Raw genomic sequence first — 20,478 nt, 5'->3', positions numbered from 1 at the left:
AACCCAGGGAAATATCCAAGAAAACATTAGGTAAACATTTTTGAATTTGGCCAATAGGCTGAAGCCCTATCGGTTGAATTGGTCTTTCCGCTGGCGAGTTCCCTTCCGCAATTCTTTATGGGAATTATGACATCGCCGGAGGGAGGTTTTCTTTGGTCAGTGTTAAAAAATGGGTTGCGCAGGAGATGCAGGGATCATAGCTGCGAATCAGGGCTTCGCATTTCATCGCGGTTTCCTGATCGGTGAGGTGAAGGATACCTGGCAGGAGGTTTCGAAGATCGTCCTCCATGCGGCGTTGATTTTGGGAGGTTGGCGGCACAATCTTGGCCAGCCGAATGGTTCCATCGGCCTTAACCTCATAACGGTGGTATAAAAGGCCTCGCGGGGCTTCGGTCGCGGCCATACCGGTCCCGGCGCGGAGTGTCACTGGAACGTCTGGAGCAGGTGGCCGCTCATACTGGTCGATGAGTCGAAGGGCCTCGTCAAAGGCATAGAGCACTTCCACCGATCGTGCCACGATACCCATGGACGCCCGGTTGAATGGGAAAACTAAGCCCGTGCTCTGTAAGACCTCCTTGGCCAACAACGAGAGCTGGTCATGGTTGAGAGCGAGTCGGGCTAACGGCCCTGTGAGATAAGATTGTCCATTTAACGTGCAGTGGAGGGCATTGGAATAAGGCACCTGTTCTTCATGAAAATGGTGTTCAAACTCCGATGCGGCTATGCGGTGTCCCCTATTGGTGACCACGTCGCCTTCATTCATCGGATATTCAGAAGGTCCCCGGAGGGCGAGGAAGGTATAGGCCTGTTCGGGATCTTGAAATTCAAACCCGCTCACCCACCGAAGCGTTTCCGCAGCGGCATCTCTGGCCCAAAGAAATTCGTCCCTCAGCCCATGTAAGGCATTCCTGGCCGGCACTTGGGAGAATCCGCCGATCTTCACCGAAACCGGATGCACCGATCGCCCCCCTAACAGCGTTAACAGATCATTGCCGGCCTTTTTCATTCGAAGCCCTCGCTTCACAAGATCGGGGTGGGAACGGGCCATTTCGAGCCCGCTGTCGAATCCTAAAAAATCCGGACCCTGGAGCATATAAATATGCAGAACATGACTTTCGATCCATTCCCCGCAATACAGGAGTCGACGTAAATCGCGAAGGCTTTGTGGCATCTCCACAGCGAAGATTTGTTCCATGGCATGGACCGCACTCATTTGATAAGCCACCGGGCAGATGCCGCAAATACGGGCCACGATATCGGGCACTTCGGTGACGTGACGTCCCTGGAGGAAGGCTTCAAAAAAACGAGGCGGTTCAAAAATCCGGAGTTCCACATCCCGCACCTGACCATCCTGAACGGTGATATGAAGGGCCCCTTCCCCTTCTACCCTGGCCATCATGTCGATTTTGATGGTTCTGGATTGATCCGGGTTTGTTAAAAAATCGTTCATTTGTCTACCTTCTATTCTGTACTCTGGGAATGATCAAAAAGGTCCATCCAGAAAAGTCCTACGAACAAGGAGAATGCCGCTGGTGGCCCCATCGGCCAGATTCAGGGCATGCTTTTTCAACATTCCCTATCTGGGGTCCCAGGCATCGCTTTCCCTCCGGAACGGCTGAACCGAGCCGTTGATTCCTCGAAAGCGGCGAACCATTTCCAGAGGAATGAGTTGCAGATGCTCATGAAATTGTTTGGCCAGAGATCCGGTATTTGGGGGCACTCCGGGAATCACTGAATCCTGTTCGGCCGGGCCAAAGCACCCATAACACTCCCGGCCCATAGCGGGGCAGATGGCCCCGCACCCGGTACGCGTCACCGGTCCAAGGCAGGACAGTCCCTTCGCGACCAGGACGCAGACATGTCCCTGGCGTTTACAGTCCAGGCATACACTGTGTGCGGGAATACTGGGTGTGATGCCTCTCAGTAAATCGGTGAGAACTCGAAGAAGTTGTGACTTATCAATCGGGCATCCCCACAATTCATAGTCCACCTTGACGTGTTCGGAAATTGGAGTCGATGTGCTTAGGCTGTGGATGTATTCGTGGCTGGGATATACTGTTCGCTTGAAGGCTTCCACATCGCCCCAGTTTCGAAGAGCCTGAATGCCGCCTGAAGTCGCACAGGCACCGATGGTGATCAGGGTGGTGGTCTGTTGCCGGAGATCGAGAACTCGAGAAAGATCTTCAGGACAGGTAATGGAGCCTTCAACGAATGTAATATCATACGGGCCAGGCTGCATATTGCTGGAGGCTTCGGGGAAATAGGCAATGTCGAGGGCCTCTCCCAACGCCAGCAAATCGTCCTCCATATTCAGGATGCTTAACTGGCATCCGTCACAAGAGGCAAACTTCACCACCGCAACCCGAGGGCGAGGCCTGGCTGGAGGATGCTGAGTCGCGGCGGTTGTTTCGTTCATATTCATCACCGGCCATTAAACAGGCAAAATCCCATTTTTGAGCACCCAAAGCAGAGAAAGTTGTTTATTCTTTTTCTGCGTCATTCCCGACTTTTTTCATCGGGAATCCATTTATTCTCGTTCCCCCTCCTTTGTAAGGAGGGGCGAGGGGAGGTAGAGTTTCCCAGGCTGAAAGATGTTCTCCTATTGCGACTGATTTTCCCTTTGACAATTCTACCTCACCTCAATCCTCCCCTTACAAAGGGGAGGAAATCTGGTTTTGAGTTTCTCCTACACACCCACTTTTCCGAAATACGGCACCACCCGGTCTAATCGCATCACGGGCCCGTCCTTACAGACAAAGAACGGCCCGAGCTGACAATGTCCGCAAAGTCCGATGCCGCATTCCATATGCCGCTCCAACGACACATACATGGCGTCAGGGCGAAGCCCTTGATGTGAGAGGGTATGACAGGCAATCCGCATCATGATCTCCGGTCCGCACATCATGACCAGCGTATTGTCAGGGTCCAACTGCAGTTGGTCAAACAATTCGGTGACCACGCCTACATGGCTATGCCAGGTCTTGCCGGGTTCATCGCTGGTCAATAGGACCTGTGTGCGGGGTTGGTGGCGCCAGGCATCGAAGCGTTCCCGGTAGAGCAAGTCATGGGGGGTTTTCACCCCGTGGAGAATGGTCATGGCGCCATACTCCTCCCGCCTGCGGAACATATATTCAATGGCCCCCACCACCGGGGCACAACCCAATCCGCCGGTGACGATAACCACGTCCTTTCCTTGCGCTTCCTTCATGGGCCATCCAATACCAAACGGCCCACGAACGCCCACACTCTCTCCCACTTGCATCGCGCCCAATACCTGCGTGATCCGTCCCACCACACGAATGGTGTGGTCCAGAAATTCCGGCTCGCCGGGGTCCGAGACAATGGAAATGGCTACCTCGCCTACACCAAACACATAGAGCATGTTGAACTGCCCCGCCTCAAACCGGAATGACTTCCGGTGATCAGGGTCGGTGAGTTGCAGGCGAAAGGTGACGATGTCAGTGGACTCCTGTTTCCTGTCCAGGATTACAGCCGGATGGATAAGGTAGGGATTATAGGACATACCGTAGCGGATTTCTGAGTGAATAAATTTAGCAAAAATACCAGTTCAGGAAACTCATCAGTCATCATAACCAATTCAATCACTCAGATCTTGGTTAGTGAAAACTCTTCATTATGAACACTAATGAACAGTGTGGCGTTTTTCCTCAAAACGCCACGATTCATGCGCCATTTTGGATAAAAAAGCAAATTCAACGCCAAACTTTCTGGCGTAAAGGTCAGGAAAGGTTCGGAAAGCATCTGAAAACTGTTCTGTCGCCTCTTAGTCGGTTGTCGGTTTGTGTAGGGGGGAAAGGGCAGAGGAGGAACATGTCTTCCCATGCATCTTGTTTGGCTCTTGTGGTTCTATTGGACCTGGGATAATGTTTGGTGCCAGCGATTGGGCTGGGAGCTTCGTATGCCACATCATTTCCGTGACGTTATGGGGCTGCACCGTTCAATGGCCCGTAAATCATTCTTGAAGGGAATGAATGACTGAAAATGAAATCTAGCCGCATTTCTTTGGCTCCAAAATGTTTAAGGAGTGGCATTGGTTTCGCGGGCATTTCGAGCACCGTCTGAGAGGAGAGAATCACCCTCTTGCTCCTGACATTGTCCGTGTCCTTTTGTCTGCGACCGATCCTTGCCGGGTTTTGCAGTAAAAATGGCCGATGAACCTGCTACGATTTGTGATAGGAAGAAGTATGATCCACACTGGGAACAGCTTCTGCAGCGAATGGCAGAGATTCATGTGATCCACCAGGCGATAATGTTTTCATGGCCGACCGCCGTCGATTTCTTGTGGGAGCCACGTCTGATTAAGGACGGTAAGAACCCCGAGCTTTCGGTGAAAGGAAATTGCCTCCATTTCGGAATCGAGGTGAAGACACCTTCATTGTTTGATCACTCCAGAAAGCGTTCCGAGAATCCGCAGCAACTTCCTGCTCGATCATTGCTGCACCAAACTCTACGAAGGATCACATCAGGGGACCAGGAAACTACGCTTCCGCGCGACAACCCGATTAAGGGCTTCCTTAGCAGTGCCGACGGGAGGTTCGCAGGGTTTCGCGCTATACGCCGAGATTTCATTGGGGCTTTGGTTATTGTGTGGGACAATTTTATCTTCGAGCCGATTTCCTCCCTTCTGCATCCGTCTTGTGGTCTATTTACCAAGAATACTTTTTTTCGCACAAAAGATGGTCGACCCGTTTTGTTTCCCAATGTCGATATCGTGGTGCTAATTGGGCATCTACATCAATTCGTTCGTGTATGCCGCATCAAACCATTTTTGGATTCGTGTCGGTGGTAATTTGATTATGGTCGACCTGACGTGTTTCCCTTCAAAGTGTGTATAAAGAATACAATAGTAAGGGAATTTCCATCAGCCGTCATGGAATGTTTACAATCAAGGCCGCCTGGTTCGACGCTTGGTGTGGAGTATGTCCCCCAAGACATTGTTTTTTGGTCTGGCGATTTATTTTGAGTTCAACGATTAGCCTAATAAAGCGATGATCGTGACTGTTATCTTTATTTCCCCAACTTATCGCCTCAAAACCCTGCTTTACGGAGAACATCATGAAGTACTGTATCTCTAAGAAATTTGCTGTTCCTCTGAATCGCCGGGAGGTTTCTCAGTCATGGAATCAGCGGGGGTATTCGTGCGATGTGTTTATTGATCCTCCCGGGCGGGAATGGAATGATTTCGTGCATTCGACCAACGAACTGGTCACCGTTGTTGAAGGGAAATTGCGAATGACCATTGAGGGCGAAGAGATTATCGCGGAACCCGGAGATGAGGTATTCATTCCGAAAGAAGCCTGTCATTCAGTAAAGAATATTTATCATGCGACGACCACATGGTTGTATGGGTATGATTGAGAGGGTTGAGGCGTTTGTGTCATCGGTGGGAGAGCGTCGGCTAAACGGTGGGATAAGCCATGAAAAGCATATGCTTTGCAGTGCGAGGGCATTTTGCTGGGCACAGATCCTTTGCCTCTGGCTCAGCAACTGTCTTGAATGTCAATGAGCACTCATACGTGTGTCTTGCCATTTTGTCTGCTGTTTGATCATCGCATGGAGAATGGTCAGCAGCTTACGCATACAGGCGGTCAAGGCGACCTTTTTCTCTTTACCGGCCGCCAGGAGGCGCTCAGAGAACGCTTTGATGACGGGATTATGGCGGGTGGCCACCAGTGCCCCCATGTACAGGACGGCCCGCACGCGAGCGCGCCCACCCCCAATACGACGTTTGCCTCGCTGGCTCCCACTATCCCGATTAAACGGGGCCACCCCAATCAACGCCGCCATCTGCTTGCGGTTCAATTGGCCCAACTCGGGTACCTCCGCCAGCAACGTCTGCGACAAGATCGGGCCCACCCCGTTCGCGCTCTGCAACAGATCATCCTGGACCCGCCAGACGGGACTCTGCTGAATCAACTGGGCCAGTTCCTTCTCGGTCCGCCCCAATTCCTGAGTCAGCCACGTGATATGCACGCGGACCCGTTTACGCAGAGCCGAGTTGAGCTGCGACGCCAGCCGATTGCTTTCAGCCGTCACCATGTCCACCAGTTGCTGGCGGCGCGTCAGCACCGCACTCAGCTGCTGGGTAGCGGCATCCGGCAATGGCCGTGGCGTGGGCTGCATCACCGCCGCAAAGTGGGCCAACACCTGCGCATCCAGCCGATCCGTTTTCGCCAGGATCCCGGTGGCTTGGGCAAAGGCCCGAACCTGGCGTGGATTGACCACCACCACGGGCATCTGGGCGGCAGCCCACGCACTGGCCACGCGGGTCTCCAACCCTCCCGTGGCTTCGAGGACAATCAAGGCGGGGGCCCAGGTCCGCAGTTGCGTCACGACCTGTTTGAGCCCAACCGAGTCGTAGGGCACCTGCCAGGGCGCCCCGGTCCCATGGACTGCCAGGTCCAGCTGCATCTTCGAAATAGCAATCCCAATGAAACTTCCCGAGGTAGACATCGATGCTCCTTGGTGAAAAAGATAGCCCTCCGGCGACCCAGCCTTGCCAATACGGGCTTGGTGGCCCCAGCAACTGTTCGGGGTCAGGAAGAGACGGACGTGACGACCCGCGCTGAGCCACGGTCTCCAGGGACCTCAGGATGGTCGGTCTGTCACGTCCCAAATAATGAACACGGATACTCATCACATGCACCTCCTAAGATTCAAGGATGACAATTTAATGGAGGCCTCACCGAAGCATGACGGGTTTGTTTAATGTCTGAATGGTGAAATCCAAGTTTTTACATTTTTTTCCATATGTCCTATTCTATGGTTCATGATGCGATTTATCCGTCTGTCCGACTACACTTGGTGGATCTGGTTGTGCCTCGCCGGGTGCTTACTGGCCGGCCTGATTGTTGACCCGACTTATTTCTTTCTGGCTATCCTCATTTCCACCATCCAAGCCTTGGTTTTTTTTGCTCGCGAAGAACATGCCTCGTCTTTTCCTGCGCAACTTCGTCTCGCGTATCTGCTTCTCCTCGTCGTGCTGTATCTGCCGCCACTCCGATTCCTTTATTGGGTTCCGGCTATTGGCACATTGATCCTGTGTTTCACCGGGTACTGTCTGCTGGCACGCGGGCTTTCCTTGCTCCCATGGAACCGGGATTCGCCTCTGACATTTCAGGAAGTCGTTAGGACCTTCAGTGTTCCTCCCAATCTTGATGTCATTCTGCAAGGCAAGCCTGCATCCGGGTGTCCCGGTGGAGTGTGTTCACTGGAAGTGCAAATCGGCAAGTCCGCAAAGATCTGAGTAGGTGTCTACGGGTCTGCCGGCCATTCGACATTTTTTGTGTGAATACCATATGTTCGAGAGGGATGGATGGGGATCCCATTCTCCCATGAGGGATGCACTCTGTATTCACTGTTGCCGGTGGAGTGGGATTAATCGTATGTTCCGCGAAGAGTTATGATTCATGTGAAAGTATGGGAAAGGATATTCTATGAAAAAACTTGATCCGGAAAGTATGCATGCCGCATTTGCCGAAGCCTATAACTCCGGGAACCTTGAAGATTTGGTTGCCCTGTATGAACCGGATGCTGTGTTGATTCCTCAGCCCGGGCAGCGTGTGGCAGGCAGTTCTAACATTCGGGAAGCGCTGATGGGCTTTCTCAATCTGAAAGGTAGCATGGAGATTGACACGCTCTCGTGCATTCGGTCAGGTGATCTTGCGTTGTTACAAGCCAAATGGCGCCTTTCCGCGATTGGTCCGGAGGGCAAACCATTCGAACTTTCGTCCCGCACAACCGAAGTCGTCCGGCAACAACCGGATGGATCCTGGCTGTTTGTCATCGACAACGCTTTCGCGGAGACCTGAGAAAACAATAAACGGACCAACCTTGCTACAATCGGGGAACGCGATGGTTTAGGCCATTCGACAACGATTCGGAGCCACGTTCCTGGGTAAACCCATGAGTAAATGGCGGTTTCAACAGTCTCTGTGAGAGTCCACCTCATGTAGCCAAAAAACAGGAACTCAATTCGGGTGTCTGGTTGGGGAGAGATTTGTATTCCCATCATCCATTAACTTCAATTTAGAGAGGAGAAGCCTATGGCTAGCGTTGGGTATCACGAGCCTATTGAGGAGTTATCCGATGACACGCGTGACATGCACAGAGCTATTGTCTCATTGATGGAAGAGCTGGAGGCGGTTGATTGGTACAACCAGCGTGCCGATGCATGCAAGGATGAGGAACTCAAGGCGATTCTTGAGCACAATCGAGATGAGGAGAAGGAGCATGCGTCTATGGTGCTTGAATGGATTCGACGGAAGGATCCTTCATTTTCGAAGCATTTGAAGGACTATCTGTTTACAGAGAAACCCATCGCGCATAAGTAGCCGGGGGAGGTCGATTGCACGGACCTCTGCCAGGATTCACTGCCGTTTGGCTTATTCGGGTGGCTGGCAGAGGAGGTGGACTTCCTCGGTGAGGTCAATGCCCACCGGACACCAGGTGATGCAGCGTCCACAACCGACGCATCCCGACATGCCGAATTGGTCGATCCATGACCCTAATTTGTGAGTCAGCCACATGCGATAGCGGTCTTTGGTGGTGGGCCGGAAATTTTTCCCGTGGATGTAGCCGTGATCCGACGTGAAACATGAATCCCACACTCGAGCATGTTCCGATTGTTGGTGGTCAAGCGTTGGAGTTTCTTCCACCCCATGACAAAAACAGGTTGGGCAAACCATCGTACAGTTGGTGCAGGCCAGGCATCGTGCAGCGACCTCCTCCCATCTGGCGTGATCGTGAGCCTCATACAAGCCATGTGGTAACGAAGCATGAGGAAGGGTCCTCGTCTGGCTGGCGGCGCAGGCGGCTATCCGTTCATCGTCCTGCTGAATCCGCGCTTCAGACGCCACATCGCACGCAAGGTGTTCCAATACTTCCAGTCCTGTGGGGCTTCCGGCTTGAATCAGAAAGTCTTCATCGGCTTCGGTCAGACTGAGATCGTACCCTTCCTGGGCTTTTGGTCCGGTCCCCATTGATGCACAAAAGCACGTCTCCAGCGCCCTCGTGCAGTTGACCGCGATGAGGAGGAGATTGTTCCGTCTACGTTGGTAGTAGGGATCAGGATAGGAGCCATTCAGGAGAATCTGATCTTGAATGCCGAGTCCTGCAAGATCGCACGCTCGTACTCCCAGCACGGCGGTTCGTGGTATCTCAGGAACGGTTTCTTTGACTGAAAATGTTTTTCCGTTGCGATCCAAGACTAACAGGGTTTCTCGTGGAGTAAACACCAGTGGCTTGAGAGATTGTGGGCCGTGAACGATATTAAAATACCGGGGATTGGAGTCTGGTTCCAGTCGATAGCTTCCTGGACGTTGCTGGTCCTTCCACCCGATCGGGAGGTCTTCTCCCCGGGTAATTTCGCCCCATTGAATCGCGCCGTTGGAGAGGACCGGCCCAAGGATCCGATAGCCAAGCTTCTGGAGAATGCGAATCAGATGAGAAAAATCCTGCCGGTGTAAGAGTCCTGGCGGAGAAGGTGCAAAAGATTCGGTGGCCATGGTTGCCTTATAACTTACAGACCAATGTGACCCCGGAGAATGTTGTAATCATAGGCGGATTGGCCTGTGCGTCGCAGACCCAGATCATGTTGTTCCATTTGGTCAATGATGGCTGCAACCTCATTTGTGTCCTGTTGCGCAGAGCAGAAATGCCGAGGGCTTTGTCCTTTTAGAAGCGGCGAAGGCCTTTCTGCCCATTCCAAATAGACGGTCTCAAGCCACGTTGCGAGGATCTGTTGCTCTTCTTCCTTGGGGACAATGGTGGGGGGAGCGATGTAGCTGTCTGATAAGAGATCCACTTCAGGAGTTCGATGTTGAGGGGGAACGGTGGTCTCCCCCTGGAAGTGCAATGAGAAACCAAAGGTTGCGGCCAGTTGGTGCTTGACGGTATCCAGCCGGTCTGCAGAATCGGTTTCGACAAATAGTTGAGTGGGTGTCAAGGTGAGGCGGGCGACGGGGCATGCTCCGGCACCTGATGGGTCCCGTGGTGGGAGCCATACCCACGTGAAGGTATCGGTTGTTGAAGCCGTTGACGCGGGCTTGCCGGCGTGCTCCTGCCCGGGAGTGAATTGATCAAGCTCACGAAGTCCGTCAGCCATTGCACGGAAGTCATGGTGTTCATATAAGGCGATGGCATAGAGAAAAATTTCGCCTTCGGAATTCTGATAATCAATCTGTGAGTCAACGACCGTCCAGGCTCCTCGGCGCACCTTGGCGACACTCCACATCATCATATATCCGAAGCTCTTGGCGAATTCTGCCCATTCGGAAAGGGCAAAATTGCCCGTGCCAATCTCGATGTCCCGTCGCATCTCATTGGTCAATTCAAAGACTGCTTTGCCCATGCTGGAGGAAAGGATGAGCGGGGGACCAGGCAGGCGTATGTCGGCCAATCCCCGAAGGAGCCGGGTGAGCAGGACCTGTCCAACTTTGTAGGGAACCGGTCGCGTGTGGGGGAAAACATCAAATATCTGTTGGTCTCCCAACGATTGCAGACGGGTTTGAGTCGCCTGCTTCCCCTGATCCAGCGCTTGCACCTCGAGCAGATCCATATAGGAATGTCGCAAGGAATCCAGCCAGACCCGTTCCTCTTCCGGGACATGTTCCGTTACCAGGTCTCGCACTTGCTCGATGAGAGAAGCATGTCCGTCAGTCGGCAAATAATCGGCATAGACGAACCACCTGGCTAGATCCTCTTCTTCCGGCAAGGGAGCCAAGGGCGGAACCATGAGTGGATGGAAATAGGGCTGTAGGGCGTGGCTTAAGGCCAGTTGTCGCTGTAGCTGAAAGTCCGGTTGGAGCGATTGATGCTCCAATCGGGTTAACAGACTGTGAAGGCCTTCTTCCGATCCGACTACAGGGTGAGGGTGATTGTCTGCCATCGGCACACGCTTAGAGTTTATGCTGGAGAGGATGTGGTCGTGTCATTGGCGAGCGATGGATGATGTCCTCCTTCGAATTTTGGACTTTTAATCGTCAGGACAGGGTAGGGGCTTTGTTCGAGTAATTTATAGGCGGTGCTCCCCAGGATCATGCGGGTCAGTCCCTTTCGGCCATGAGTTCCCATGACGATAAGATCGGCCTGCTGAATGGCACTGGTTTCCAGAATGCCATCAACGGTTGGCTTATCAAGTAACTCATATTGGGCGGATAGACCCTGTTCCGACAGGACAGCGGTGAGGTCAGCCAATCGCTTTTCGACTTTATCCCGATTGGTTTTTTCTTGAAGCGGATGCGTCAGGGTAAAGTCCAAGCTGTAAGACAATGGTTCGATGGCGTGGACCAGGGTCAGAGGCACATCAAACCATTTGGCGATTTGGACCGCGTATTCATAGGCATCCATGGAGCAATCGGAGAATTCTAATGGCAGAACGATTTGACGCGGGAGGATTTGCAAGGCATGCATCGCGGAGATATCCTCTGATTCCCGGTGGGGAATGGACAGAACCGGACATGGGGCCCGTTGAATCACCCGTTCCGCGACGCTGCCGAATAAGACTCGATTGAATCCCGTCCACCCGTGGGTTCCCATCATGATTAAATCGCATTTTTTTTCCCGTGCGACCTCGCAAATGCATTCAGAGGGGAGGCCTGCCAGCAGTTCCATGGATGCTTTCGGAACTTGTTGCCGGGCCTCAGCTACGAGTGTGTCCAACTCTTCCCGCGCCACCTTGCGTTGTTCATCCAGGAATTGTTGGGCGACTCCGGCGTCGATATCCAGCCCCGGTTGCAGGGAATGGACATGAAGAATGGTCAGTTGTGCTTCAAAGACTTTTGCCCACTCCACCGCGTAACGAAAGGCAGGAGTGGAGCTTGGTGAAAAATCGGTAGGAAGCAGGATATGGGTGACGATCTTGACCATAACGGTATTAGCCTTTCGCCTTAGAGTGAAAGCCATAGAGCACTCTCAGAAATTCTAATAGCTCGGGCACCCGACCACAACCCTTAGAGAATTCAGAGGTTGCCGATTACACAGCGTCCACGGTCAGGAGAAGAATTTCCCCTTTCATTTCCTTATGAATCGAACATTGAAATTGGAATCTCCCCGAGTGGTTCAGCATCAAGCGGATTGAGGCTTCCTGGCCGGGCTCAAGAAGGACGCCTTCCACGCCCTTTCCATAGGTTACGACGCCATGGCTATCGACATGAGTCAGAGTATTGAGGAACATGTCTGATCCAAAATCATGGCGTACCGTATCTTTGTTTGCGATATAGATAATGGTCTCTGTGTCCAGTTGAAGAGGCATCTGGGTGGTTTGAAACGTGTATCCCTCAATGGTCACGATCACTTCTTGGACGAGCTGCGCGCTGGGCGAGGACATCCCTGCCAGGAGATAGACTCCAATGGATAGAATCCAAGCCCTGCGAAATAGGCATGTTGAGAAGTTGGGCATATGTGGATTATCCCCCTTGCCTTGAATTGACTTGTCTCACTCGACTGGTTGCTCGTGATCGTCTTGTCAAGAGTAAGCTTCCGGGTTCCCCTTTCAATTCAGAAGGGGGAACCCGCTTCCTCATCATGAAACTTTTACAGCTATACTTTTCGGTTTTGCCCGATCGCTTTTCGGTAAATGGACATGCAACACCCCATCCTTGAATTCAGCCGACACTTTCTCGGGATCGGCATCTTCGGGGATGGTGAAACTCCGCGAAAAACTCCCATAGGCTCGCTCGATCCGGTGGTACTTTTTATCCTTCTCTTCCTTCTCATACTTTCGTTCACCGGAAATGACTAACACATCGTTCTGTACACTGATTTTAATTTCATCCTTTTTGACCTCCGGGAGTTCGGCCTTGACCAAATATTCTTTGGGGTCTTCGGTGATGTCTACCAGGGGAGCCCATTCGGCAACGCGCAACGCTTCTTGACGTTCCCCTTCTTTTCTGACCGGTGATCGGCCGAACAAAGTTGAAAGCCGACCCTGCAACTCATCCAATTCTCGAAACGGATCCCAACGTGTAATGGCACTCATCTCATAACCTCCTTTTTGTACCCTGGAAGAAATATATGGAGCATACCTACATGTGTACACAGCAATGGGTATGCCAACAGTTGAGAGGGAAGGGGGACTGAAATTTAATGAAAAAGCCTTGGAAAAACTCGTTGCTCTCCATCCTTCGTGGCAAAGCGCCACATTCAAAGCGACCAGGTCTGTGGCAGATGTCATCAACAGGAAAAAGGAATCCGATTCTCCCGTTCCTGAAAGCTTACCGGACAATCAGGACGGGGCATGGGGTCTGGTGTATTACGGAATGTGAAACGCTCCCCATCAAAAACCGGGAGAATCCTCCCCGGCCATGCATGCCCATCATGATCAGGTCGGATTGGGAGGCGTGACGTTGTTCGAGGATGGCATAGGCGGGATCGCCGATCCCGACATGCGCTTGGCAGGCGAAGTTCATCCGGGTGAGCCGGTCAGTGATGGCTTTCATGCGTTCCTGGGCCTCTTCTATGGCTTGAGCTTCCAGTCGGTCCGATTGTCCGACTGTGGCGGGCCATGACAATTGGGGTTGTGGCCAGACGGCAAACACCTCGACCTCAACCGGTTGTCGAAAAGGTTGGAGGGCTAAAAACTGTAACGCCGCCTTTGCGTCTTCCGGACCCTCAATGGGGAGAAGAATCTTTTTTAACTGAGTCATGGGGGTTTTGACGATCATGGTTGAACACGGCGCATGCATCAGGACCCGATGAGACACGCTCCCCAGAATCAGTTCTTTGACTGGGCCAAGACCCCTGGCTCCCAACACGATCAGGTTGGATTGTGCGGATCGTACCGTTTCCACAATCACGTCGACCGGATGTCCAATTTGATGGACCCTCTGTATATGAGCGAAATCGGCAGGAAGGTGTTTCTGCGCCTCATCGAGAATTCCCTCCCCTTCTTTTCTCAATTGGTCTTTGATTTCTTCCTGGGCCTCGGTTCGAAGATCCGGCGTAATCATCGGATAGTTGAAATCTGGTAGGTGGAGAGCATGAACCAGGGTCAATTCTTCAGGCGGCGTAAAATGTGCAAGGGCATGAACAGAAGAGGTGGAACAGGATGAACCATCAACTGGAACCACAATTCTCATGGGATCTCCCTTTTCAATGTTGTTCTCTTTGCCTTAACCCATTTAAGTGACAGCAAGAGGAATGCCATTATGTTTCAACCTAATCTTCAGAGAGGTGCGCTTTTCCCTGATTTTCCAGGGTACGGTCTGATACCAAAAACCGGGAATCGCGGTGACGAACAATCACGTGAATAGGCTCTCCCTCTTCGTGACAAGGCATGGTTGGGGGGTAGGGAGAGGGTCATCCCTGATTGACTGATGTGGCGATCTACCAGGATTTGAGTTGGACCAGGTGATGCAAATTGCTACAGTTGAGATATTTCTGATTGGTGAAAAAGTCTACAGTTTTGGAATATTTAGGTTGTCTCTCGTGGCTAAGCCGGGACGTGATAAGGGAGTCACCGAAGGGAAGGGTATCTTAACCGGGGTGAGCTCAAGCGGTTTTTTTTTGATAAATCGTGGTCTCAGGCTACTGAGTTAAACAAGGAATATGGCAATGATCAATGATTCTCCATCTGTCTTAGTCGTCGATGATGAACCCGAAATGCGGCAATTACTGCGGGATATTCTTGAGGAGGAGCACTATCGGGTTATGGTGGCGTCAGATGGTCACGACGCGCTTATCCGGATGGAAACGGAGAAATTTCCCGTGGTCGTGACGGATTTACGGATGAAAGGCATGGACGGGCTGGGATTATTGGATCATGTCCTTCGAAAGCATCCGGAGTCGAATCTCATCATGATGACGGCATTCGGCACCGTTGAGTCGGCCGTTGATGCGATGAAGCAAGGCGCGTTCGACTATCTCACCAAGCCCATCAAGAGCAATGAATTAACGGTGACGGTGGCGAAAGCCATGCGAGAGGCGCTGCTTCGCCAGGAGGTCAAGCAATTACGGCAACAGGTCAGCCGGGAATTTTCCTTTGACCAGATTCTGGGGAAAAGCAAACCGATGAAAGAAATTTTTGATCTGATCCGACGAGTGGCCGATTCACAGACGAATATTTTAATCACGGGAGAAAGTGGGACTGGAAAAGAGCTTGTGGCCAAAGCCATTCATTTTAATAGCCAGCGTAAGGCCGCGCCTTTTGTTCCGGTGAACTGTGCGGCCATTCCTGAGCTGTTGTTGGAAAGCGAACTTTTTGGCCATGTGCGGGGCGCCTTTACGGATGCGAAGACGGATAAACCCGGTTTATTTGAAGAGGCTCACGATGGCACGTTGTTTTTGGATGAAATCAGTGAAATGCCCATGATGCTTCAAGCCAAGTTGCTTCGTGCTGTCCAAGAGCGGGAAATCCGGCGGGTAGGGGCCACGCGCTCCACCTCAATCAATGTCCGGTTGGTGGTCGCCACCAACGTGCATTTACGTGAGGAGGTGAAGGCCAAGCGGTTTCGGGAGGATTTGTATTACCGGCTGAATGTGATTGAACTGCATTTACCGCCTCTTCGGGATCGCAAAGAGGATCTCCCTGTTCTGGTTCAGGGGTTGCTTCAAAAAAGTGTCACTGCGCAGCAAAAACATATTGAAAGTGTCGAAGAGCCGGCCATGGCCCGGCTGATGGATTATCAGTGGCCGGGTAATGTGAGAGAGTTAGAAAACATCCTCGAGCGTGCGGCGACCCTGACGCAAGGGAAAAAGATTTGTTTGGATGATCTTCCCTCCAATATTCGGAACATCCAAGGAGATGGACAGTTGATCGGTGATGCCGCGGAGCGGTTACTTCCCCTTGAGCAATTAGAAAAGTCTTACATCCGGCGGGTGCTGGAAAAAATGGGTGGGAATAAATATCAAACGGCGCATGTGCTCGGCATTGATCGAAAGACGTTATATCGCAAGCTGGCTGAAATGGAGGACGTGGTATGAAGGCACCAAGAGCCCGAATGATCACGCTGAGTCATGGTGCGCTCCCTCCTGTTGTTCACGGAGTGCTCCCTCTTTTTCCGGATTTGGCCCGGCAAGCGATATTTCATTGGTCTTTGTCTCATTCATTCATGCATTGAACCTTAGTCTTCTGTTTTTCAGAAACATCCTCCCGGTTAATCGATGAGTCACGATTCACGACCGCCAGATCTTCATCAGGAAGTATTTGCACTCCGTCAGGAATTGGCAGAACTGCGAGCCGTCCAGGCGATGCATCAGGAAGCCAGGGACGGGTTAGAGGCAATTGAGCAGCAACTGGCAGGGATCATCCATTCGGCCATGGATGCCATTATCATCATCGATGACAATCAACGGATTGTCATCTTTAATGCCGCCGCTGAAGAGATTTTTCAGTGTTCGGCGCAAGAGGCACTGGGGAATACCCTCGACCGCTTTATTCCGCTTCCGCTCCGGTCCGCCCATCGTGAACACATCCGCCGGTTTGCTGAAACCGGAGCAACGTCCAGACGGATGGGGGCCAACATGGAAATTTCCGGACTGCGAGGGAATGGTGAGACCTTTCCTTTGGAAGCCTCGATTTCTCAAGCCGAACGTGGGGGGAAGCGATGGTTGACGGTGATTCTTCGGGATATTTCCCAGCGAAAGCAACATGAAGAGCGGTTGTCTTACCTGGGGAGAATTCTTGAGGAGTCAGTCAATGAAATTTATGTGTTTGATGCCACGACTCTGCGATTTAGTCAAGTCAACAAAGGCGCGAGGGAAAATATCGGATACACCATGGAAGAATTGTGCACGATGACACCGCTGGATTTGAAACCGGATCTTTCGAACAATCAGTTTCTGGAGTTGTTGGGACTTCTCCAGACCGGTCAACGGGAACAAGTGAATTTCCGGACATCCCATCGAAGAAAAGATCGCACGACGTATCCGGTTGAAGTCCATCTTCAATATTTACAGGCGGAGGGTCGTCGGGTCTTCCTCGCCATTATCATGGATTTGACGGAACGGGTGGCGACCGAACAGGAATTGCAGGAGGCCCAACGAACCTTATCGACCCTTCTGAAGAATCTGCCGGGCATGGTCTATCGCTGCGAAAATGACCGGGATTGGACCTTGGAGTTCATCAGCCCGAGTTGTCAGGATCTGACAGGATATCCACCTGAAAAATTTGTCCAGTCTCGAGAGGTGTCGTATGGCCGGGATGTGATGTTTCAAGAAGATCGCGAGCGGGTCTGGCAGGAGGTGCAGGAGGCACTCAAGGACCGTAAGCCGTTTCAGTCCAGCTATCGGATTCGAACAGTGGAGGGATCCGTCAAATGGGTGTGGGAACAGGGGTGTGGGATCTTTTCAGAAGCAGGCGAGGTTGTCGGGATTGAAGGGTACGTGGTGGATATTACTCAACAACGTGCGTTGGAGGATCAGTTGCGAAAAACGGAACGATTGGCCGAATTAGGCACGTTGGCGTCGGGCATGGCCCACGAAATCGGGACACCCATGAATGTGATTTTGGGGAGAGCGGAATTGTTAATGCGTAAAGCTCAGGATGAGCGCACCAGGAAGGGGTTGGAAACCATTGTGACCCAGGTGGAACGCATTACCAAAATTATGAATCAGTTATTAAGCTTTGCCCGAAAACGTCCGGCTGTTCGGCAGGCTGTGAACTTAGAGGCCGTGATGATCGATGTTCTGGATGTGCTGCAGGAGCGATTGGGTAAACAGCATATTCAGGTGAAAAAAACCGTGAGCCCTCACTTGCCAAAAGTCTTGGCGGATCCGGATCACATGAATCAGGTATTGTTAAATCTAATTTTGAATGCCTGCCAGGCGATGGGCGATGGAGGCACTCTGAGCCTGGCTCTTCACCCGACCGATGACACGGTTGAACTGACTGTGCAGGATACCGGGAGTGGAATTCCTCAGGAGCAACTCGCCAAGATTTTTGATCCGTTTTTTTCTACCAAGGCCGTGGGGGAGGGGACCGGCTTAGGACTCACCGTGGTTCATGGCATTCTCCAGGAACATCAAGGTGCCATCCGTGTGACGAGTGTGCCAGGGCAGGGGACAACCTTTATTGTTTCCCTGCCCATGTATTTTGAAGACCTCAGGGGTGAGGCGTAGGTTGAAGAGGAGGCGAAGATTGAATCTGTTGAATGCGACTTTTCCCTTTTCTCCTGACCTTTGACTTCTCCGTCCGCATAATTTGCCCCTCAGGGTTCCCATCATCCCCGTTCGTGTCCTTCCGGTTCGATATGGACGACCACGTCTTCCAGCGATTCAAAATGATCAATGAGATGCTCCTCAATCCGGGTCGCGAGCCCATGAGCTTTTTCGACTGATAGGGTTGGATCAACGTGAACCGAGAGATCCATGAAGACATGGTGGTTCAGCCCGCGTGTTCTGATATCGTGACAATGCAGGACGCCGGCTATCGACATCACAGCCGTGTGAACTTCCCCAGGGTCCAATCGAACCGCGTCTGTTAGGGAAGACAGGACGTCTTTGAGCACGAGGGATGCTGTCCAGGCAATCACGCCGGCAATCAGGACCGCCACCAAAGGATCAACGAAGGCATATCCGGCTTGCACAGCCAGGAGTCCTGCCAGGACGGAAGATGATGTCAGGACATCACTCGCTGTGTGATAGGAGTCCGCTGTGAGGATATCGCTTCTGAGTTCAGTGCCTTTCCGCCGTTCCCATTGCGCGATGAAGATATTGATCCCCATGGTTCCGATCATGATGAAAAAACTGATCCCGGTTACCTGAGGGTGCAGGTCCAAGGTCCATGACTGATAGGCTTTCCACAGGAGATAGAGACAGGTCATGACCAGAAAACCGCCAATACTTCCGGCTGTCAGGGTCTCAAATTTTTTATGACCATAAGGATGATTGGCATCAGGAGGAGCCGTCGCCAGCCACAGTCCAATCAATCCAATCACATTCGAGAGGCCATCAAAGGTGGAATGGAGGCCGTCGGCCTGCAGACCTAATGAATACGTCATGACGCCATAGCCCCACTTTGCGGCGGCGACCAGTAAATTTAAAATGAGAATCCACCAGAGAATCCGGCGAATTTCTCCAAGACGGCTCATGGATAGCGTACAACGCTCAAGGCTAAGAAAGGCGGATTTGTTGGGCCGGTGAAAACGTGGATATCATCGGCTGCATACCGGCCTCACTATAACAAGAAGGTTGCTGGTGATCGAGAACCGAAGAGGGAATTCTCCCAGGTGCAGCAGAGTGGTGCGGATGGAGGCGAAACCGTTATGGTCCAGCCTTGGCGAAATCGATGTATCCCCGTTCCACGTTCGTGACGATAAGGTCGACTTGCAATTGCTCACCCACATCGAGGCCATTAAAACCGTATACCAGTTTTTACTCGACTGTCAGTGGTAGAAGTCTCACCCATGTTCTTTTCTTGGAGGCACCTGTGAACACGGCCTCAAACCGTTGTCCCACCTTGGATTCCAGCAGCAATGCAGCGGCTGATTTCCGTACCAGGCGCTCGACTTTCTCGGCATCGGGTTCCTTCGGGGTACAATAGGCGGCAAGAAACTTGAATTCTTCTTTCCGGTAGGGATCTTGGTCGCCCGATGGGCAATGCGTTGCAAAATCTGGCGGTGTGATCCTGCGTCTGAATCCGTCATGATGCCCTGTTCCGGAGTATTCTGTAAATGGTCTCCCTATCCAGAGTCCGGAACCCTTGCGAAGTCAGTGAAGGCCTGCCAGCTTGGGTTCGCTTGCTCTCATTTACCCCGTTGAACCGAAGAATGTTCCGACTCCTGCGGTCAGTGCCATGGCCAGTGCACCCCAAAATGTGACGCGTAGGGCTCCCGTCATCACCGACGCACCGCCCGCGTGAGCGGCTAATCCTCCTAACCCCGCCAGAAACACCAGTGAGGTCCCGGAAACGACGGGAATCAAGACAGCCTTGGGGACGATCGTCGCGATCGCCAGAGGTAAGGCGGCTCCGATGGCAAAGCTTCCGGCAGATGCCAGGGCGGCCTGAATCGGACGCGCACTCAGGTTTTCGGAAATGCCCAATTCGTCGCGTGCATGCGCCCCGATGGCGTCATGGGCCATGAGTTGTGTGGCGACCTGCTTGGCGAGTGCTGGTTCAAGACCCCGCCCAACATAGAGCGCGGCGAGTTCCTTGTGCTCACCTGAAGGGTCCGAGAGGAGTTCCGTGTGCTCAAGAGCAAGGTCGGCCTCTTCGGTATCTGCCTGTGATTGGACCGACACATACTCCCCGGCCGCCATTGACATGGCTCCGGCGACCAGGCCGGCCACTCCCGCGATCAAGACATCACTGTGCGTGGCATTTGCCGACGAAACTCCGAGTAACAGGCTGGCTGTCGACACGATCCCGTCGTTGGCGCCCAGGACCGCTGCCCGGAGCCATCCGATGCGGTCAGTTCGGTGACGTTCCCTATGTCGTATCGGCATGAATCGAGTATCCCTTATACGCAGGGACTCACGGCTGAAGGGTTTATAAAAAGCTGAAAATCTCTCTTGGGCCCT

The 20,478-nt window shown here is 52.4% G+C and carries 19 protein-coding genes; 7 read left to right on the top strand and 12 right to left on the bottom strand.

What is annotated here, in order from left to right:
• Positions 1–124: 124 nt before the first annotated feature.
• The 3 genes from H6750_01120 to H6750_01110 form a co-directional block, all read right to left on the bottom strand.
• Positions 125–1,450 carry a Ni/Fe hydrogenase subunit alpha gene (locus H6750_01120; GenBank protein ID MCB9772913.1) on the bottom strand — a complete coding sequence of 442 codons (1,326 nt, stop codon included), beginning with the start codon at positions 1,448–1,450 and terminating at the stop codon, positions 125–127.
• 126 nt (positions 1,451–1,576) lie between these two features.
• Positions 1,577–2,416 (bottom strand): hypothetical protein, encoded by an 840-nt coding sequence (locus H6750_01115; GenBank protein MCB9772912.1) that lies wholly within the window; start codon positions 2,414–2,416, stop codon positions 1,577–1,579.
• Positions 2,417–2,686: 270 nt separating this feature from the next.
• Positions 2,687–3,523, bottom strand: a complete 837-nt coding sequence (locus H6750_01110) for an FAD/NAD(P)-binding protein (protein MCB9772911.1) — start codon at positions 3,521–3,523, stop codon at positions 2,687–2,689.
• A 1,553-nt stretch (positions 3,524–5,076) separates the two neighbouring features.
• On the opposite strand from H6750_01110, the gene H6750_01105 reads away from it, so the two are divergent.
• Positions 5,077–5,379: a cupin domain-containing protein gene (locus tag H6750_01105; protein MCB9772910.1), complete on the top strand. Its 303-nt coding sequence runs from the start codon at positions 5,077–5,079 to the stop codon at positions 5,377–5,379.
• 141 nt (positions 5,380–5,520) lie between these two features.
• Here the strand turns inward: H6750_01105 and H6750_01100 are convergent, their stop codons facing one another.
• Complete coding sequence (locus H6750_01100) at positions 5,521–6,474, bottom strand: IS110 family transposase (GenBank protein ID MCB9772909.1); 954 nt, start codon at positions 6,472–6,474, stop codon at positions 5,521–5,523.
• 316 nt (positions 6,475–6,790) lie between these two features.
• Here H6750_01100 and H6750_01095 point away from each other — a divergent pair, with 316 nt between their 5' ends.
• From H6750_01095 to H6750_01085, 3 genes are all read left to right on the top strand, one after another.
• Complete coding sequence (locus H6750_01095) at positions 6,791–7,267, top strand: hypothetical protein (GenBank protein ID MCB9772908.1); 477 nt, start codon at positions 6,791–6,793, stop codon at positions 7,265–7,267.
• A 190-nt stretch (positions 7,268–7,457) separates the two neighbouring features.
• Positions 7,458–7,832 carry an SgcJ/EcaC family oxidoreductase gene (locus H6750_01090; protein MCB9772907.1) on the top strand — a complete coding sequence of 125 codons (375 nt, stop codon included), beginning with the start codon at positions 7,458–7,460 and terminating at the stop codon, positions 7,830–7,832.
• A 234-nt stretch (positions 7,833–8,066) separates the two neighbouring features.
• Complete coding sequence (locus H6750_01085) at positions 8,067–8,354, top strand: ferritin (GenBank protein MCB9772906.1); 288 nt, start codon at positions 8,067–8,069, stop codon at positions 8,352–8,354.
• Positions 8,355–8,405: 51 nt separating this feature from the next.
• Here H6750_01085 and H6750_01080 read toward each other — a convergent pair whose 3' ends face one another.
• The 6 genes from H6750_01080 to H6750_01055 form a co-directional block, all read right to left on the bottom strand.
• On the bottom strand, positions 8,406–9,527 hold the full coding sequence (locus H6750_01080) for a 4Fe-4S dicluster domain-containing protein (protein ID MCB9772905.1): 1,122 nt from the start codon (positions 9,525–9,527) through the stop codon (positions 8,406–8,408).
• 14 nt (positions 9,528–9,541) lie between these two features.
• Positions 9,542–10,909, bottom strand: coding sequence for a hypothetical protein (locus H6750_01075; GenBank protein ID MCB9772904.1), 1,368 nt, complete (start codon positions 10,907–10,909; stop codon positions 9,542–9,544).
• Positions 10,910–10,926: 17 nt separating this feature from the next.
• Positions 10,927–11,925, bottom strand: a complete 999-nt coding sequence (locus tag H6750_01070; GenBank protein ID MCB9772903.1) for a universal stress protein — start codon at positions 11,923–11,925, stop codon at positions 10,927–10,929.
• Positions 11,926–11,995: 70 nt separating this feature from the next.
• Positions 11,996–12,349 carry a hypothetical protein gene (locus tag H6750_01065; GenBank protein ID MCB9772902.1) on the bottom strand — a complete coding sequence of 118 codons (354 nt, stop codon included), beginning with the start codon at positions 12,347–12,349 and terminating at the stop codon, positions 11,996–11,998.
• A gap of 195 nt (positions 12,350–12,544) precedes the next feature.
• Positions 12,545–13,000: an Hsp20/alpha crystallin family protein gene (locus H6750_01060; protein ID MCB9772901.1), complete on the bottom strand. Its 456-nt coding sequence runs from the start codon at positions 12,998–13,000 to the stop codon at positions 12,545–12,547.
• A gap of 235 nt (positions 13,001–13,235) precedes the next feature.
• A complete protein-coding gene (locus H6750_01055; GenBank protein ID MCB9772900.1) occupies positions 13,236–14,099 on the bottom strand; it encodes a universal stress protein in 864 nt (287 codons plus the stop codon).
• Between the two features lie 475 nt (positions 14,100–14,574).
• Between H6750_01055 and H6750_01050 the strand changes: the two genes are divergently transcribed.
• Both H6750_01050 and H6750_01045 read left to right on the top strand, forming a co-directional pair.
• Positions 14,575–15,942, top strand: a complete 1,368-nt coding sequence (locus H6750_01050; GenBank protein MCB9772899.1) for a sigma-54-dependent Fis family transcriptional regulator — start codon at positions 14,575–14,577, stop codon at positions 15,940–15,942.
• 180 nt (positions 15,943–16,122) lie between these two features.
• Entirely contained in the window at positions 16,123–18,078 is a 1,956-nt protein-coding gene (locus H6750_01045) for a PAS domain S-box protein (GenBank protein MCB9772898.1), read from the top strand.
• A gap of 101 nt (positions 18,079–18,179) precedes the next feature.
• Here the strand turns inward: H6750_01045 and H6750_01040 are convergent, their stop codons facing one another.
• The gene (locus H6750_01040) at positions 18,180–19,049 is read right to left on the bottom strand and encodes a cation transporter (protein ID MCB9772897.1); all 870 of its coding nucleotides are present in this window, start codon (positions 19,047–19,049) and stop codon (positions 18,180–18,182) included.
• A gap of 157 nt (positions 19,050–19,206) precedes the next feature.
• On the opposite strand from H6750_01040, the gene H6750_01035 reads away from it, so the two are divergent.
• A complete protein-coding gene (locus H6750_01035; GenBank protein MCB9772896.1) occupies positions 19,207–19,353 on the top strand; it encodes a hypothetical protein in 147 nt (48 codons plus the stop codon).
• Positions 19,354–19,707: 354 nt separating this feature from the next.
• Here the strand turns inward: H6750_01035 and H6750_01030 are convergent, their stop codons facing one another.
• Entirely contained in the window at positions 19,708–20,403 is a 696-nt protein-coding gene (locus H6750_01030) for a VIT family protein (protein ID MCB9772895.1), read from the bottom strand.
• Positions 20,404–20,478 lie beyond the last annotated feature (75 nt).

Source organism: Nitrospiraceae bacterium (assembly GCA_020632595.1).
In the GTDB taxonomy this organism is placed as follows: Bacteria; Nitrospirota; Nitrospiria; order Nitrospirales; family UBA8639; genus Nitrospira_E.
Note: the sequence above shows the minus strand (reverse complement) of the source record. Positions and strands in the feature narration are given on the sequence as shown.